A 16,286-nucleotide genomic window follows, 5' to 3' on the forward strand; every position below is an offset into this window, starting at 1 on the left:
ATTTTTTAAATTAATTCTTTTAAACTTGTACAATGACAAGACAAAACGATAAGAATACTCAAGTAAAATTTAATCAAATTTCAATAGGTTTAGCTTCACCTGAAAAAATTCTTGGCAGATCAAGAGGCGAAGTTTTAAAACCTGAAACTATAAATTATAGAACCCACAAGCCAGAAAGAGATGGTTTGTTTTGTGAGCGCATCTTTGGTCCAGTCAAAGATTATGAATGTGCCTGTGGTAAATATAAAAGAATTCGCTACAAAGGCATTGTTTGTGATAGATGTGGCGTTGAAGTGACTGAAAAGAAAGTTCGTAGAGATAGAGTAGGGCACATCAATCTTGTTGTTCCTGTAGCTCACATTTGGTACTTTAGATCTTTACCAAACAAATTAGGCTATCTTCTCGGTATTCCTTCTAAAAAGCTCGACATGATTATCTATTACGAAAGATATGTCGTGATTCAACCTGGTAATGCCAAAAATGAAGACGGTGAACCTTTACAAAAAATGGACTTATGAAAGTTATTCCAGTTATTCAATATTTTAGATAGCTTACCTCAAGAAAATCAATACCTTGAAGACGATGACCCGAATAAGTTTATCGCTAAAATGGGTGCTGAATGTTTGATTGATATTTTAAAGCGTATTGATTTAGACGAACTATCTTACGATTTAAGACACAAAGCTAATCACGAAACATCAAAACAAAGAAAAACAGAAGCCTTAAAAAGACTTCAAGTGGTTGAAGCACTGAGAGATTCTAAAAATAACCGTAATAACAATCCTGAATGGATGATTATGAAAGTTATTCCAGTTATTCCACCAGAGTTAAGACCTTTAGTACCTCTTGATGGCGGTCGTTTTGCAACATCAGACCTCAATGATTTGTACAGACGTGTCATTATTAGAAACAACCGTCTAAAAAGATTGATGGAAATCAAAGCACCTGAAGTGATTTTGCGTAATGAAAAACGTATGCTTCAGGAATCTGTCGATTCATTATTTGATAATACCAGAAAATCTTCAGCGGTAAAAACTGACTCTAACAGACCATTAAAGTCACTTTCAGATTCATTAAAAGGTAAACAAGGTCGTTTTAGACAAAACTTACTGGGTAAACGTGTCGATTATTCTGCACGTTCGGTAATTGTTGTTGGTCCTGAACTTAAAATGTATGAGTGTGGTTTACCTAAAGATATGGCGACAGAACTCTACAAGCCTTTTATTATCAGAAAATTGATAGAAAGAGGTGTTGTTAAAACAGTAAAATCTGCTAAAAAGATTATTGACAAAAAAGAACCTATAGTTTGGGATATTTTAGAAAATGTACTCAAAGGACATCCTGTTTTACTTAACCGGGCACCAACTCTTCACAGACTTGGTATTCAGGCGTTTCAACCTAAGTTGATTGAAGGTAAAGCCATTCAGCTTCACCCTTTAGCTTGTACGGCATTTAATGCAGACTTTGATGGTGACCAAATGGCAGTTCACTTACCTTTAGGTCCTGAAGCAATTTTAGAAGCTCAACTTTTAATGTTAGCTTCTCATAATATTCTCAACCCTGCTAACGGTTCACCAATCACTGTGCCTTCTCAAGATATGGTACTTGGTTTATACTATATGACCAAAGAACGTAAGTCAGATAAAGACTACAAAGTCAAAGGTGAAGGTTTAACTTTCTATTCTTTTGAAGAAGTTAATATCGCTTTAAACGAAGGAAAGGTTGAACTCAATTCTTCTATAAAAGTAAGAATTAGAGATGATGATCCAAAAGCTAAAAAACCTTATAAAATTATTGAATCTACTGTAGGTAGAGTCATCTTTAATGAACACTTGCCAAAACAGTTCGGTTATGTCAATGATGTTCTTACCAAAAAAACTTTAAGAAATGTTATTGGTGATGTGATTAAGAAAACTAGCATTCCTGAAACTGTCGAATTTTTAGATAAAATTAAAAGTTTAGGATACAACTACGCATTCAAAGGCGGATTATCTTTTTCACTCGGTGATATTATCATTCCTGAAGAAAAACAACAATTGATTGATGAAGCCAATGCTCAAGTTGAAACTATTGTAGGTAACTATAATATGGGTCTTATCACTAATAATGAAAGATATAATCAAGTTATTGATATTTGGACAGCCACAAACGCTAACCTTACTGAGTTGGCAATGAAACGTATATCCGAAGACAAGCAAGGCTTTAACTCAGTTTATATGATGCTTGATTCTGGTGCACGTGGTTCTAAAGAACAAATTAGACAACTTACAGGAATGCGTGGACTTATGGCTAAACCAAAAAAATCTACTTCTGGTGGTGGTGAAATTATTGAAAACCCAATTCTTTCTAACTTTAAAGAAGGTTTATCTATTTTAGAATACTTCATCTCTACTCACGGTGCTCGTAAAGGTCTTGCCGATACCGCACTTAAAACAGCAGATGCTGGCTATCTTACCAGACGACTTGTTGACGTTTCTCAAGATGTTATTGTTAGAGAAGAAGATTGTGGTACTTTAAGAGGTATTGAAGTTTCTGCCTTAAAGAAAAACGACGAAGTTGTAGAAACTCTCGGTGAACGAATTGAAGGTCGAACTGCTCTCAATGATGTAATTGATCCAATCAGTGGTGAACAGATTTTATCTGCCGGAGAAGAAATTACTCAAGAGAAAGCAGAAATGGTTGAAAATTCTGCACTCAATAGTATAGACGTAAGATCACCGCTTTCTTGTGAGTCTAAAAAAGGAATTTGTGTGAAATGTTATGGTAGAAATCTATCTACAGGCAAAACCGTTCAAAAAGGCGAAGCCGTTGGCGTTATCATGACTCAGTCTATTGGTGAGCCAGGTACACAGTTGACATTAAGAACCTTCCATGTTGGTGGTATTGCAGGTAACATTTCTGAAGACAACAAACTTGAAGCTAACTTTGATGGTAAAGCTGAAATTGAAGATCTTAAAACCGTAAACGGTAAAGACAATGAAGGCAATGACACCAAAATTGTTATTTCAAGAACTTCTGAACTCAAAATAGTTGACAAAAAAGCTGGAGTTGTTCTATCTACAAACGTTATTCCTTATGGGTCTCAACTATTTATTAAGCCTGGTGATACCGTTAAAAAAGGTGACGTTATCTGTAAATGGGATCCATACAATGGCGTAATTATCTCTGAATTTGCGGGTAAAGTGAAATTTGAAAATATCGAACAAGGCTTGACTTATCAAATTGAAACTGATGAACAAACAGGTTTTCAAGAAAAAGTGATAACAGAATCTAAAAATAAACGTAAGATACCAACACTTCACATTTTAAATACTAAAGGTGAAAACATACGATCTTACAATTTACCTGTTGGTGCACACTTGATTGTTGATAATGAAGAAAAAATTGATGAAGGTAAAATCTTAGTCAAAATACCAAGAAGTTCGTCTAAAGCAGGTGATATTACAGGTGGTTTACCAAGATTGACAGAGTTGTTTGAAGCTCGTAATCCATCAAATCCAGCCGTTGTTAGCGAAATTGACGGTGTGGTTTCTTTTGGAAAAATCAAAAGAGGTAATCGTGAAATTATCATAGAGTCAAAACTTGGAGAAACTAAAAAATATCTGGTCAAACTTTCTAATCAAGTCTTAGTTCAAGAAAACGACTATGTAAGAGCTGGTATGCCTTTATCAGATGGTTCTGTGACACCAAACGATATCCTTAACATCAAAGGACCTAGTGCGGTTCAACAGTATTTAGTTAATGAAGTTCAAGAAGTTTATAGACTTCAGGGCGTTCAAATTAATGATAAACACTTTGAAGTTGTTGTTAGACAAATGATGCAAAAAGTGAAAATCAAAGATTCTGGCGACACCACTTTCTTAGAAAACCAACTGGTACACAAACAAGATTTTATTGAAGAAAACGATAATATCTTTGGTAAAAAAGTAGTTGAAGATCCAGGTGATAGCCAAAACCTTAAAGCTGGTCAAATTGTGACTCTTCGCGAATTGAGAGACGAAAATTCTATATTAAAACGCGAAGATAAAAAAGTGGTAGAAGCAAGAGACGCAGAGTCTGCAACTGCAATGCCAGTTCTTCAAGGTATCACAAGAGCATCGCTTCAAACCAAGTCGTTTATCTCTGCGACTTCTTTCCAAGAAACAACCAAAGTCCTTAATGAAGCGACTGTTAGTGGTAAAATTGATAAACTTGAAGGTTTAAAAGAAAATGTTATTGTGGGTCATAAAATACCAGCTGGAACTGGATTAAGAGAGTTTGATGATATTATTGTGGGTTCTGAAGAAGAACTTGATAATATGCTAAAACCCGAAGATATGCAACCAAACGTCAGTGTAAACTTAAATTAATAATGTTATGAGTAAAGACTGTAAAGACGATAAAGCCAAAAAAAATCAGCTCAATATTCAGTTAGATGAAAATATAGCTAATGGCACCTATAGCAATTTAGTTATCATAAATCATTCTTCTACAGAATTTATGCTTGATTTTGTTAGCGTTATGCCTGGTGTGCCAAAATCTAAAGTAAAATCAAGAATGATCTTAGCACCACAACATGCTAAACGTTTGCTTAGTGCTTTATCTGAAAATATCAGGCGTTATGAAAGTGCAAATGGTGAAATTAAAGACGACCAAAAACAACATCAAAATATCCCGATGAATTTTGGACCGACTGGAGAAGCTTAAATCAAAAAACTGCCTCAAAATACTTGCTTTGTCAATCTGAACTCGTTTCAGATTCTACAAGGTTTTGAGGCAGTTTTTTTTTAAATCAATGCTTAAGATTGAATTGCTTTTATGTTGACCTGAATTTGAATGTTATCGTTGATAAAATTGTCCTTTAAATCATCAAATACTGATTTTGACATAAACTCAATGTCCCATTCAGTTCTATCTATACTGAATTCTTCACTAATAAGTTTAACAGCTTGGTTATCATTACCAAAATTGATTTCAGAAACAAATTCAACTGAATTAGTTATGCCTTTAATTTCCAAATCACCTTTAATTTTGTGTTTACCTTCAAAAGGTTCAACAGAAGTTATTTTAAAAAAAGCATAAGGATATTCTTCAACATTAAAGAAATGATCTTCTTTACCTTCTATGCTTCCTTTTAGATGATTTTCTAAATCTATTTTATCTTGACCTTCTAAGTCTCGAACATTAATACTATTCATATCAATAGTAAATTTTCCAGAGACTAATTTGCCGTTTTCAAAACTCATTTCACCAGACTTTACCTTGATAATTCCAGTGTGCTTTCTAGCAGGTTTTGAGCCTATCCAATTAATTATTGATGAATTTTCATCAACTTTGTATTGTCCAGAAATATCATTTTCTGTTTTTGGCGTTACTTCTGTTTCTTTTGTTTTCTTTTGTTTTTGGTCAGACTTACAACCAAATGTTAAGTTGATTAAAACTATCGCACAAATGATCTTTAGTTTGTTGCTCATAATTTTTTAGGTTTTAATTTTGGTAAAAATACTTAATTTTGCGAAACTTTAAAATAATGACAATTTGACATAAAGTAAGTCTTGGCAACTGATTTGACAACTTAAATTAAACAATAATTATATACTGACAGATGAAAAAGGAAGAAACAACTATACAAAAAGACGAAAACATAGAGCAAGAGCAAGATAATGCTAAGAAGAAAGCAGATTCGTCCAAAAAAGAAGATGATAAAAAAAGTAACTCTAAGTCAAAGAGCGACACAAAAAAAGATAATGAAAAAGAAAATTCTGAGCAAAAGCAGGAAGAAAAATCTTTGACTAAAGAGGAACAACTTCAACAAGAATTGGATCAACAAAAAGACAAATACTTGCGCTTGTTTGCTGAGTTTGAAAACTATAAAAGACGTACAAGTAAAGAACGTTTAGAACTTTTTAAAACAGCTTCTCAAGAGTTGATGCAAGCTATGTTGCCTGTCTTAGACGATTTTGATAGAGCTTTAAAAGAAATCAATAAGTCCAAAGATAAAAACCTTATAGAAGGCGTTGAGCTTATTAATAGCAAACTAAGAGAAACATTAAAGTCAAAAGGTTTAGAACCATTGTCAGTTAATGAAGGTGACAAATTTGATGGCGATATTCATGAAGCTGTAACTCAAATTCCCGCACCAGACAAATCGATGAAAGGCAAAATTGTTGATGTGGTTGAAAGAGGTTATACTTTAGGCGATAAAATTATAAGATTTCCTAAAGTTATAACAGGTAAATAAAAGTTGCCATTGTGGATTTAATGAAAAAATAGTATTGATGAAAGAAGATTATTATGACATATTAGGTGTAGATAAAAATGCATCTGCGACAGAAATTAAAAAAGCATACCGAAAGTTGGCTATAAAGTATCATCCTGATAAAAATCCTGGTGATGCAGAAGCCGAAGCGATGTTCAAAAAAGCGACAGAAGCTTATGAAGTTTTGAGCAATCCAGAAAAGAAAGCCAAATACGATCAGTTTGGTCATTCAGCCTTTGATGGCAGTGGTGGTTTTGGCAGTAGTGGCGGTATGGATATGGACGACATTTTCAGTCAGTTTGGTGATATTTTTGGCTCTGCTTTTGGTGGCTCAAGCGGTGGATTTTCTGGTTTTGGAGGCTTTGGTCGCCAAGGTCGCTCAAAGGGAAGCAACCTTAGGATTCGAGTGAAACTTTCACTTCAAGATGTTGCCAATGGCGTTGAGAAAAAAATAAAAGTCAAAAGAAAGAAAAAATCTGCAGATACAACTTATAGGACTTGTCCTACTTGCGGTGGCTCTGGTCAAGTTACACGTGTTACTAGCACAATTTTGGGAAGAATGCAAACAGCTTCAGCGTGTAGTACCTGTCAAGGTAGTGGTCAAATTATTGAAAACAAAGGAGTTGGAACTGATGCTCACGGATTAAAAGTTGAAGACGAGTTAGTGTCTATCAAAATTCCAGCTGGTGTTGAAGATGGTATGCAACTCAAAGTTTCGGGCAAAGGTAATGAAGCACCTGGAAATGGTGTTGCTGGTGATTTAATTGTTTTAATTGAAGTTGAAGAACACGATTTATTAAAAAGAGATGGTGAAAACCTGCATTACGATTTATATATTAGTTTTTCTGAAGTCGCACTTGGCGTTTCAAAAGAAATTCAAACTGTTTCTGGTAAAGTGCGTATAAAAATTGAACCTGGTGTTCAAAGCGGAAAGATATTAAGACTAAAATCTAAAGGACTGCCAAATCTTAATAGATACAGAACAGGCGATTTGTTGGTTCACGTCAACGTGTGGACACCTCAAAATTTAAATCGTGAACAACAACAATTTTTTCAAAATCAATTAGAAGCAGAAAATTTCCAGCCTAAACCCGATAAATCTGATAAATCTTTCTTTGAAAAAGTTAAGGATATGTTTTCATAAACCTTAATTTAAACGCTTTTTTATTTATATTTGAACATCACTAAACCAATTAGTGATGTTTTTCATTTTCATAGCAATTTTTTCCCATCCTTAAACGTTTGTTTTCGGGTGGGTTTTATTATCTAAAACAAATTTGTCCTTATTATTTAAAAACACACCGACTTAATACAAAGTAATTTTATTTATGAAACATTACCTAAGCCTGATTGGTTTACTGTTTTTTATACCTCCCATATTCGCTCAGTCTCCAGATATTGCAAGAGTTGAATACACTTGGTTTCCACAAGAAGATTCTGATAATTCTTTTAGACGCTTCAAAACGTTTTTTAATTTTCCTATTAAACTTAGAAATAAAGACATTCTAATTCCTAGATTTGAATATCAAAATGTCGAATTTCAATTTAATGATATTGCACCTTTTGATAGAAAAAAACTTGACCGCTTTCAATACTATAAAGCAAGTTTGGCATACCTCAGAAATTTTAAAGAAAATTGGCGATATGCGGCAGAAGCAGGAGTGGTTGCAACATCAAACTTTCAAAATAGTTTGATGTCAGATGATATCATTTTTAATGGTTCCGTTTATGTTTTAAAATCTCAACCTAAAACCGAAAATCAAAAGAAATCAAGATTGATTTTTGGTTTGACTTTCAATACCAATGCTGGCAGACCTTTTCCTTTGCCTTTTGTTAATTATTTCAAAGAAGTTAGTCCAAAAGTTAATTATACTTTAGGTATTCCAAGAACCAATATAAAATATTTATTTTCGCCTAAACATATTGTTCAAGCTTTTGCTACCTTAGATGGATTTTACGCTAACGTTCAAAAAGATATTGCAATTACACAAAATAATGTTACAGAGCAAGCCTCAGAACTTTCGATGTTAGTTGTGCTTTCTGGCTTAGGTTATGAATTTAAATTTATGAAATACTTTAGTTTTTACAGTTTTGTAGGTTATACCATTTTGAATGATATTAGACTAAGAGACAACGATGCAAATGACATCTATACAATTAATGATAAAAATAGTACTTACTTTAGATTTGGACTTAAAATAAAAATGAATTAAATGTCAAAATTACTTATTGTAGAAGACGAAGAAGCCATTAGACGTGTGCTAGTTAAAATACTTAAAGAAAACGATTCAAACTACCAAATTGAAGTCGCTTCTAATGGGGTTGAAGCGATAGAACTCATAAAAAATAATGATTTTGATTTGGTGTTATGTGATATCAAGATGCCTAAAATGGATGGTATTGAAGTTTTAGAAAAAACTAAAGCCGAAAAACCTGAACTGCCTATTGTGATGATTTCGGGTCATGGCGATTTAGAAACCGCGGTTGAAACCATGCGAAAAGGAGCTTTTGATTATATCTCTAAACCACCAGATTTAAACCGACTTTTGCAAACCGTAAAAATTGCCTTAGACCACAATAAATTGGCTGTCGAAAATAAAACACTTAAAAAGAAAGTCAGTAAAAAGTATGAAATGATAGGTCAGTCAGAAGCCATGAACCATATAAAATCTATGATTGACAAAATTGCACCAACTGATGCAAGAGTTTTGATCATCGGTGATAATGGCACGAGCAAAGAATTAGTAGCCCATTGGATACACCAAAAAAGTGAACGCTCAAAATCACCAATGGTAGAAGTAAATTGTGCGACTATACCTTCAGAATTGATTGAAAGTGAACTGTTTGGTCATGTCAAAGGTGCATTTACTTCAGCAAACAAAAGCCGTGCAGGTAAATTTGAAGCGACCAACGGAGGAACACTTTTTTTAGACGAAGTAGGCGATATGAGCTTGTCTGCTCAGGCTAAAGTTTTAAGAGCACTTCAAGAAAATAAAATTCAACGTGTTGGGAGTGATAAGGACATAAAAGTTGATGTACGCGTTATTGCTGCAACCAATAAAGATTTGAAGCAAGAAATTGAAAACAAAAAATTTAGAGAAGATTTGTATCATAGATTGGCGGTAATTATGATACATGTTCCTTCTTTAGATGAACGCCCAGAAGATATCCCTTTGTTGGTCAATCATTTTTTAAAAACAATTGCAAAAGAACAAGGCGTTACTCCAAAAGATATTGATGAAGAAGCATTAGAAATTTTAAAACAATATCAGTGGACTGGAAACATAAGAGAACTGAGAAATGTTGTAGAACGCCTAATCATTTTAGGTGGCGATAAAATTACCGCAAAAGATGTTGAACTATTTAGTCAAAAATCATGATTCAGAAGGCTTATATTTCATAAAATACATTGTATCACCACTTGGATGTTGCCATTGGTGAAAGCAATCAAATTTATATCTTCGATAGGCTATATAAACTCTTTTAATTCGTGTTTCAGCGTAAATAGGTAGTTTCTTTTGTTTTGAAAGCTCCATAAACTGATTTTTCATATTATAGGCAGTCTTTGTTTTGTCAACATCTCTGGCTTCTGGCATAATACCCCAAAACCAACAATATAAATGATTTTTGTCCTTAGGACTTTGTTTTTTGACATAACCCTGAATTTTTAGAGCTTTCAAGCCTTTTTTAATTCCTGTTACTTTTAAAGCCAATTTTATATCTGTCATCAATTCTTTCCAAAAACTCACTTTACGGTTGGGGTCTTCTTCAAACAATATGGCTATTCCATTATAGTCTTCACTCACAATCAGAGCATCACGTTCAATGGCTTTGTCAACCATATGTTTAGCTAAGTATCTAAACCGTTTTTCTTTATGCTTATCATCTTTTATGATTTCCATAGAAGACGGCACTTCTTGAAGTAAAGCCGCCACATTTGAAATCACCTTTTCTTTATCGAGATTGTCCAACTTATTTTTTTTCAAAAGTAATTATAATCGCTTAAATTTCAGAATTATTAACGATAAAGTAATTTAAATTCAATATTTTCGACTATAGATAAAATTTTTAAATATGAAAGTTACTAGTTTTATTTTAATAATCCTATTTGGTACATTATTAAACGCACAAAACCGACAACGACCTGTTTCAGTTGAATTAGGTAAGTTTTTTAACGAAGATGGTAAACGCATGCTTTATGGTGGAAAAAAAGACTATCAGCATTTTGATGTTTCTAATCTATCACTAGAAGAAGACCAGTTCCATTACGGATTAGGTCGTGAAGCTTTTCCTGCTTTATTAGAACCTGAATTTACAAGTATTCAAAAAGCAGATAAGCAGTGGGATGACGATGATCGTTTTTTAGTAGCCAAATCAGGAAACGATGTCAAAGCTTACAGCATAAAAGATTTAACACGTCACGAAATTGTAAACGATGAACTGAATGGTAAACCCATTATGGCGACTTATTGTATTCTGGCTGATCTCGGCGCAATTTACACACGAACTTATGGCGATAAAGTATTTACTTTTGCCCTAAGTGGATATACTTACTACGACCCAGAAGTTTGGGATGGTCTAGATGGCTTTGTTTTTTGGGACAGAGAAACTGAAAGCCTATGGTGGCCTTTAATTGGTAAAGCCGTATCTGGAAAAATGAAAGGAGCAAAACTACATATCTATGATGAGACCAAATGGGAAGATACGACTTGGAGTACTGTAAAATCAAAGTACCCAAATGCTAAAGTTTTAATTTCAGGACAGGATTTTGAAAGACCGACTTCGTGGAGAAAATATGAAGATGTATCTGATGTAAAAGGTTTATAGTTCAATAGCTAAAACATTAAAAAGTTTGGCTCTTGAATTTAGTAATTTATTTAAGGCCTCAATATATTTAAGCTGAGCTTCTATATATTTGACTTCTCTTTGGTTGAGCAAAAATACAGAACTTTCACCAAAGCTAAATTTACGCTCTTCACCTTCAAGTAAAGCTTGATTGTCATTGGCAATATCTTGACTTGCCAAAGCTTGTCTTTGATAAGATAAAATTTGATTTTCTATCTGACTAATTTTATTTGTAAGCTGGGTGTTTACCAATTCTATCTCAAATTCTGTTTGTTGAATTTTAGCTTTTGCGAGGTTTAAATCTCCCCTTTCTTTCCTTAAAAATATAGGCAGTTTAAAATAGACTCCAAAAGTATATTCGCCAATATTGTAATTGTCAATATTGCTGATGTTCTCATTAATAAAATTGTATTCTAAATCAAGTTGAGGTTTCAGCATTTCGTACTTCAGTCGGCGTTCTATATTGAGCTGGTCCAACTTGTAGTTTAATGCTCTAAGTTTGGGATGCGAATTAATATCATAGCTATCTAAAACCATAAGATTGGTTTGCAATATATCATCGACATTAACCGTGTTGAGGTCCTGAGGTGAAATATCAGAACTGAGCTCAACAGGCACGTTGTTGTCTATCCATAAAAAATTGGAAAGTTCTAATCGTTTTTCAATGAGTTTGAGCTTGGCTTTTTCTAAACTTAAAGCTCTGTTTTTACGAATTATTCCAGCTTCTAAAGTATCTATTGCTGGTAAATCTCCAGAAATGGCACTCTGTTTTATACCGTTAAACCTAATTTGGGCTTGCTCAAGTGTGTTTTCAAAAAGTTCAACTTCTTTGTTTGCTACATACCAATCAAAATAAGCTAAGCTGGCTTCGTATAAAACATTGTTGACTTCCATTTGCCTTTCGGCTTCGTTGAGATTTTGAAGTATTTTAGCTTGTTTTAAGCCAGCCATTCTTTTATTAATAAATAGACCCTGACCTATGGGGACTGATATACCTGCTTTATATAAACCGTTCTCGGGAACATTGTTTTCTGGATTTAGAAAAACACCTGAATTTCTTTCAAAACCTGCCTTTAACTCAATGCCGTACCAGGTTGGTATTTTAAAACTCGAGTTCAGGATATTGTAGTATTCTTTCTCATCAAAATCTTTATTGTTCCAATCAATTTCAATCTTTGGATCAAAAGCACCTCTGGCTTTTAAAAGTTCAGCTTGGGCTTCAGTAATTCTTAACTCAGCTTGTTTAGCTACAGGATGATATTGTTTTACCCAGCCTAAGTATTCCTCAAGACCAAGAATGCCTAAGTCGCTTTGGGTTTGTCCGTAAGTGCTTACAGTCAGTAATATACAAAGCAATATGATTCGCATTACTTTTTGGTGTTTTGGTTTTTGTTGGTATTCGTGTTATTGTCTGTTGGCAAATAATAATCAGGAGGGAAACCATTAATTTGTCTCCATATTTCGTACCAAATTGGAACATCTTTTAATAATGCTAAAGTCTTTGCCCCTGAACCGGCTCTGATCACATCTGGCCAACCAGTTTCATTTTCGTTGGGTTTTATTAAAACTCTATATTTACCTTTAGAAGGGTCAATACTTCTTTCTACGGCAACTATTTTTCCGCCATAAGTTCCGTAGGACAGATTTGGCCATCCTGAGAAAAATATAGCTGGCCATCCGTCAAAAATTATTCTGACTTCTTCACCAGGATGCATAAGTGGTAAATCTATTGGTCTTACATAAGTTTCGACGGCTAACTCTACTTCAGTTGGCATAATACTGACAATTTCTGCGCCTTCTTTAAAAGTTTCTCCAATACCTTTTTGTATAGCCCTATTGATAAAGCCATCTTGCGGAGCTTTTATATATTTTAAATCCGATCGCATTGAATAATTAGAAAGTTCATTTTCTAATTTGCTGACTTGTGCCTCGGTATCGTATTGAGCAGATAACGCAGAAAGTCTATCACTTTCAGCTTTAGAAATTTTGTTATCATAACTCGTCCTTATCGTTGATATTTCAATTTGAGCATTTAATACTTTATTTCGACTCGATAAAAGCTTGTTTTGTTGAGACACCAACTTAGCTTCACTTTCTTGGAGTTTTAATTTTTTGTTTTCTAAATCTGTTCGAGATTTTAAACCTTCTGTTTCTAACTGCTCTATTCGTTCAAATTGACGTTGAGCAATACTGATTTGAGTTTTGGCGACTTCTAAATCTATACTATCACTTTTTACTTGGAGTTTAGCTTGTATTAGCTTATTTCTTGTTTCTTCAAGTTTTAATTCACGCTCTTGCCGCAAAGCAACAATTTGCCTGCTAAGTTGCTCCGCTTTTTTAGTATATGAACTTTGGGAAAAACTCTTTGACGTTATTTGGGCTTGAGTTCTGTCTAAAAGTTTTGGGTCAAAATATTCACTTTTTATTTCTGATATAAAAACTATAGTATCGCCCTTTTTAACTTCGTCGCCTTCACCTACGTACCATTTTTCAATTCGACCTGGTATGGCAGATTGTATAGCCTGTGGTCTTTGACTTGGATTAAGTGTAGTGACGTAACCTGAGCCTCTGACGTTTTGTGTCCAGGGTAAAAACATAAAAACGAGAAACACTATGCCCAATGCTGTCATAATTTTATTAAAGGTAATGTACCTGTTTTTAAAATTGACAAATTTCATTGACTCAAACTGGCTAAGTTCTTCTTCTTTATTGAGCTTATATTTTGATATGTTGAGCATCTTCTATTTTATTTTACCGTTTTCTAAATAAATAATATTTTCACAATACTCTTTCCAAATTGGATTTCTACTTGCAACCAATATGGTCCACGGTTGTTTAGGGTCAAATAAATAATCTACAATATGTTTAATTTCTTTAACATCAAATTCGTCTAATGGGTCTTTTAGGATAAGCAACTTTGGCTCTGATACTAAGGCTCTTGCCAAAACTATTTTTTTACTCATAGTGTAAGACAATTGCTTTCCATCAGTTGATATATTACTTTGTAGGCCTTTAGGTTGAGATTTAATGAAACTGTCTAAGCCTAAAACTTGACAAACCTCTCTTACTTTATTGTCGTTAATTTTAGGGTTGTTAAATGTTATGTTTTCTATAATACTGCCATCAAACGGAAGATTATTTGGAAAAACGTGTCCTATAAAAGATCGGTAATGGTCATTGTTGATGTTTTTAATATTAATATCATTGACGAATAATTGCCCATTACTTTGAGGTACAAGTCCAGCAATAACTTTTAGCAACGTAGTTTTACCAGAGCCACTTTCTCCAGTGATAAGAATATGCTTTTTGGGTTGAATGTTTAAATTGATATCCGTTAATACTTTTCTGTTTGATTTTAAATATTCTAAATTAAGATTAACGAGCTCTACTTTAAAATCTTCAGATTTATCAATAGGTTCATTATCAACATTTTTTTCAAGAGGCATATCTGTAATTTCGCCAATTTTTTCAATGGAGGTCAAGACATCATAAACATTTTCAAGCCCTAAAATGAGTTTTTCAACAGAATTTATCATTAATAAAATCACAATTTCAGCGACTACAAATTGGCCAATATTCATTTGTTGATTGATGACTAATAATCCACCAATGAACAATAAGCCAGCTGTAACAATAGTTTTAAAGCCTATCATTTTAAAAAACTGCAATTTCAAGATGGCAAAATGATCTTCTCTTGCTTTTAGATAATCTGATGCCAATTGGTCATTTTTTTTAGAAGACAACGAAAAACTATCAGAGACCTTAAAGCTTTCGTAACTTCTGGCTATTTCTTCAATCCAATGCACATTTCTGTATTTATTTTTAGATTCTTTAAGACTGGTTTCAACACCTAAGGGTATACTATATTTGAAAACTACATAGAGTAAAATGACTAAGAAAAAGCCAAAAAGAATAAAAAATGGATGATAAAAGGATAACAAAATAAGCCCAAAAATAATCTGTAATAAAGATGCTGAAAAGTCTATTATAGCTTTAGGTAAGCCTTTTTGAATGACCATAGTGTCAAAAAACCTATTGGCTAATTCAGGTGGGTAATAACCCTCTAGAGCCTGAGATTGAATACGAGGGAACCTATAAATAAACTCAAATGAAGACCTGGTGTATATGCGTTGTTGCAAATCTTCTCTTGCTCTTAACTGCATATATCTTAGAACTCCTTGAAAAATAACTCCTAAAAGCACTAAGCTAATTAAAATAATAATCGACGCATTGAATTGCCCACCAACAACCAAGTTGATCGTAGCTTGAACCCCAAGAGGAAGAGACAGGCCTACTAATCCAGCAAAAACGGCATAGAGTAAAATCTTGAAGATGTCTTTTCGTTCAAGTTTTAGTAAATTTAATAAGCGTGTCCAAGGTGTCATCTTAATCATACCTATTGATTTAAAGTTTTAACAACCATAGCTTGAAAAAAATCGTAAACCTGACTCTCTGTTTTATGATCGTTTAATGAGCTAAAATGCCTTTGTGTATAATATTGCTGTAGTGCACCTTCTACAATATTACAAGCTAAAGCCTTTGGAAAGTTGTAATTTGGGTCAACTTTATTTATCATTTCAACGATTCTCAAGATTAAACGCTTATAGATTTTGAAATTCTCTTCTTCGTTATCAATATTTTTGTGATGATAAGATTTTGTAAATTCTTCAATTATTATATCCCTCAATTTTAATTGATCGTAATCTGCATAAGAATTAATTCTTTTTGGCTTTAAAGTTAAAATTTTGATTGCCATTTGGAGTTTTTTTGATGCATCTTCAATAGCGTTGGTTTCTATGACTAACTTGTATTCAATAATACTCCAATACATTGCTGATAGATATTGGAGTAATTTGTATTTATTTTCAAAATATCTATAAATAGAACTTTCATTAGAATCTATTTGGTTGCCCAATTTTTTAAAATTAAAATTTTCAATACCCAATTGGTGTATCATCTCAATACTTTGAGTTAATATTTTTTGACCCAATTCTGAGCTTTCTGGGTCTTTTAAATATAAGCATGAGCTAATATTTAATTTTAAAGATGATAGTAGACTTTCCATTATACAAAATAAAAATCGCTAATATAAAAGTATTACTATTATAAAATGTTAAAAGGAATATAAATATTCATAAATGAAAATAATTTTGATTATTAACATTATCAATACGAATAAACGTTTTTAAACCAGTAATGAGAA

12 protein-coding genes and 1 pseudogene are annotated in these 16,286 nt (G+C 33.1%); 7 read left to right on the forward strand and 6 right to left on the reverse strand.

The annotated features are described in order from the left end of the window. Window positions 1-32: 32 nt before the first annotated feature. Together rpoC and IGB25_RS00845 are read left to right on the forward strand one after the other, a co-directional pair. Window positions 33-4,349 (forward strand): annotated as a pseudogene (gene rpoC / locus IGB25_RS00840) (DNA-directed RNA polymerase subunit beta'). Window positions 4,350-4,356: 7 nt separating this feature from the next. Further along, window positions 4,357-4,686 (forward strand): DUF3467 domain-containing protein, encoded by a 330-nt coding sequence (locus IGB25_RS00845; protein ID WP_211065762.1) that lies wholly within the window; start codon window positions 4,357-4,359, stop codon window positions 4,684-4,686. A 92-nt stretch (window positions 4,687-4,778) separates the two neighbouring features. Here the strand turns inward: IGB25_RS00845 and IGB25_RS00850 are convergent, their stop codons facing one another. Next, window positions 4,779-5,453: a YceI family protein gene (locus tag IGB25_RS00850; RefSeq protein ID WP_211065763.1), complete on the reverse strand. Its 675-nt coding sequence runs from the start codon at window positions 5,451-5,453 to the stop codon at window positions 4,779-4,781. A gap of 131 nt (window positions 5,454-5,584) precedes the next feature. On the opposite strand from IGB25_RS00850, the gene IGB25_RS00855 reads away from it, so the two are divergent. The 4 genes from IGB25_RS00855 (at window position 5,585) to IGB25_RS00870 (ending at window position 9,618) form a co-directional block, all read left to right on the forward strand. Further along, the gene (locus IGB25_RS00855) at window positions 5,585-6,220 is read left to right on the forward strand and encodes a nucleotide exchange factor GrpE (protein ID WP_211065764.1); all 636 of its coding nucleotides are present in this window, start codon (window positions 5,585-5,587) and stop codon (window positions 6,218-6,220) included. 37 nt (window positions 6,221-6,257) lie between these two features. After that, window positions 6,258-7,382 carry a molecular chaperone DnaJ gene (dnaJ, locus tag IGB25_RS00860; protein WP_211065765.1) on the forward strand — a complete coding sequence of 375 codons (1,125 nt, stop codon included), beginning with the start codon at window positions 6,258-6,260 and terminating at the stop codon, window positions 7,380-7,382. A 184-nt stretch (window positions 7,383-7,566) separates the two neighbouring features. Further along, a complete protein-coding gene (locus IGB25_RS00865; RefSeq protein WP_211065766.1) occupies window positions 7,567-8,451 on the forward strand; it encodes a DUF6268 family outer membrane beta-barrel protein in 885 nt (294 codons plus the stop codon). Further along, on the forward strand, window positions 8,452-9,618 hold the full coding sequence (locus tag IGB25_RS00870; protein WP_211065767.1) for a sigma-54 dependent transcriptional regulator: 1,167 nt from the start codon (window positions 8,452-8,454) through the stop codon (window positions 9,616-9,618). Here IGB25_RS00870 and IGB25_RS00875 read toward each other — a convergent pair. Further along, window positions 9,613-10,209 carry a hypothetical protein gene (locus tag IGB25_RS00875; protein WP_211065768.1) on the reverse strand — a complete coding sequence of 199 codons (597 nt, stop codon included), beginning with the start codon at window positions 10,207-10,209 and terminating at the stop codon, window positions 9,613-9,615. The genes IGB25_RS00870 and IGB25_RS00875 overlap by 6 nt on opposite strands. 103 nt (window positions 10,210-10,312) lie before the next feature. Between IGB25_RS00875 and IGB25_RS00880 the strand changes: the two genes are divergently transcribed. Further along, a complete protein-coding gene (locus IGB25_RS00880; protein WP_211065769.1) occupies window positions 10,313-11,065 on the forward strand; it encodes a DUF3179 domain-containing (seleno)protein in 753 nt (250 codons plus the stop codon). On the opposite strand, the gene IGB25_RS00885 is transcribed toward IGB25_RS00880, so the two are convergent. The 4 genes from IGB25_RS00885 to IGB25_RS00900 are packed head-to-tail and all read right to left on the reverse strand — an operon-like array spanning window position 11,060 to window position 16,148. After that, complete coding sequence (locus IGB25_RS00885) at window positions 11,060-12,451, reverse strand: TolC family protein (RefSeq protein ID WP_211065770.1); 1,392 nt, start codon at window positions 12,449-12,451, stop codon at window positions 11,060-11,062. The genes IGB25_RS00880 and IGB25_RS00885 overlap by 6 nt on opposite strands. Further along, window positions 12,451-13,821: an HlyD family secretion protein gene (locus tag IGB25_RS00890; protein ID WP_211065771.1), complete on the reverse strand. Its 1,371-nt coding sequence runs from the start codon at window positions 13,819-13,821 to the stop codon at window positions 12,451-12,453. The genes IGB25_RS00885 and IGB25_RS00890 overlap by 1 nt, the downstream gene beginning before the upstream one ends. Before the next feature lie 3 nt (window positions 13,822-13,824). Continuing rightward, entirely contained in the window at window positions 13,825-15,477 is a 1,653-nt protein-coding gene (locus tag IGB25_RS00895) for a peptidase domain-containing ABC transporter (protein WP_211065772.1), read from the reverse strand. Between the two features lie 2 nt (window positions 15,478-15,479). Beyond that, window positions 15,480-16,148 carry a TetR/AcrR family transcriptional regulator gene (locus IGB25_RS00900; RefSeq protein WP_211065773.1) on the reverse strand — a complete coding sequence of 223 codons (669 nt, stop codon included), beginning with the start codon at window positions 16,146-16,148 and terminating at the stop codon, window positions 15,480-15,482. Window positions 16,149-16,286: the final 138 nt, after the last annotated feature.

This window comes from Flavobacterium sp. CS20 (genome assembly GCF_018080005.1).
In the GTDB taxonomy this organism is placed as follows: domain Bacteria; phylum Bacteroidota; class Bacteroidia; order Flavobacteriales; family Flavobacteriaceae; genus Psychroflexus.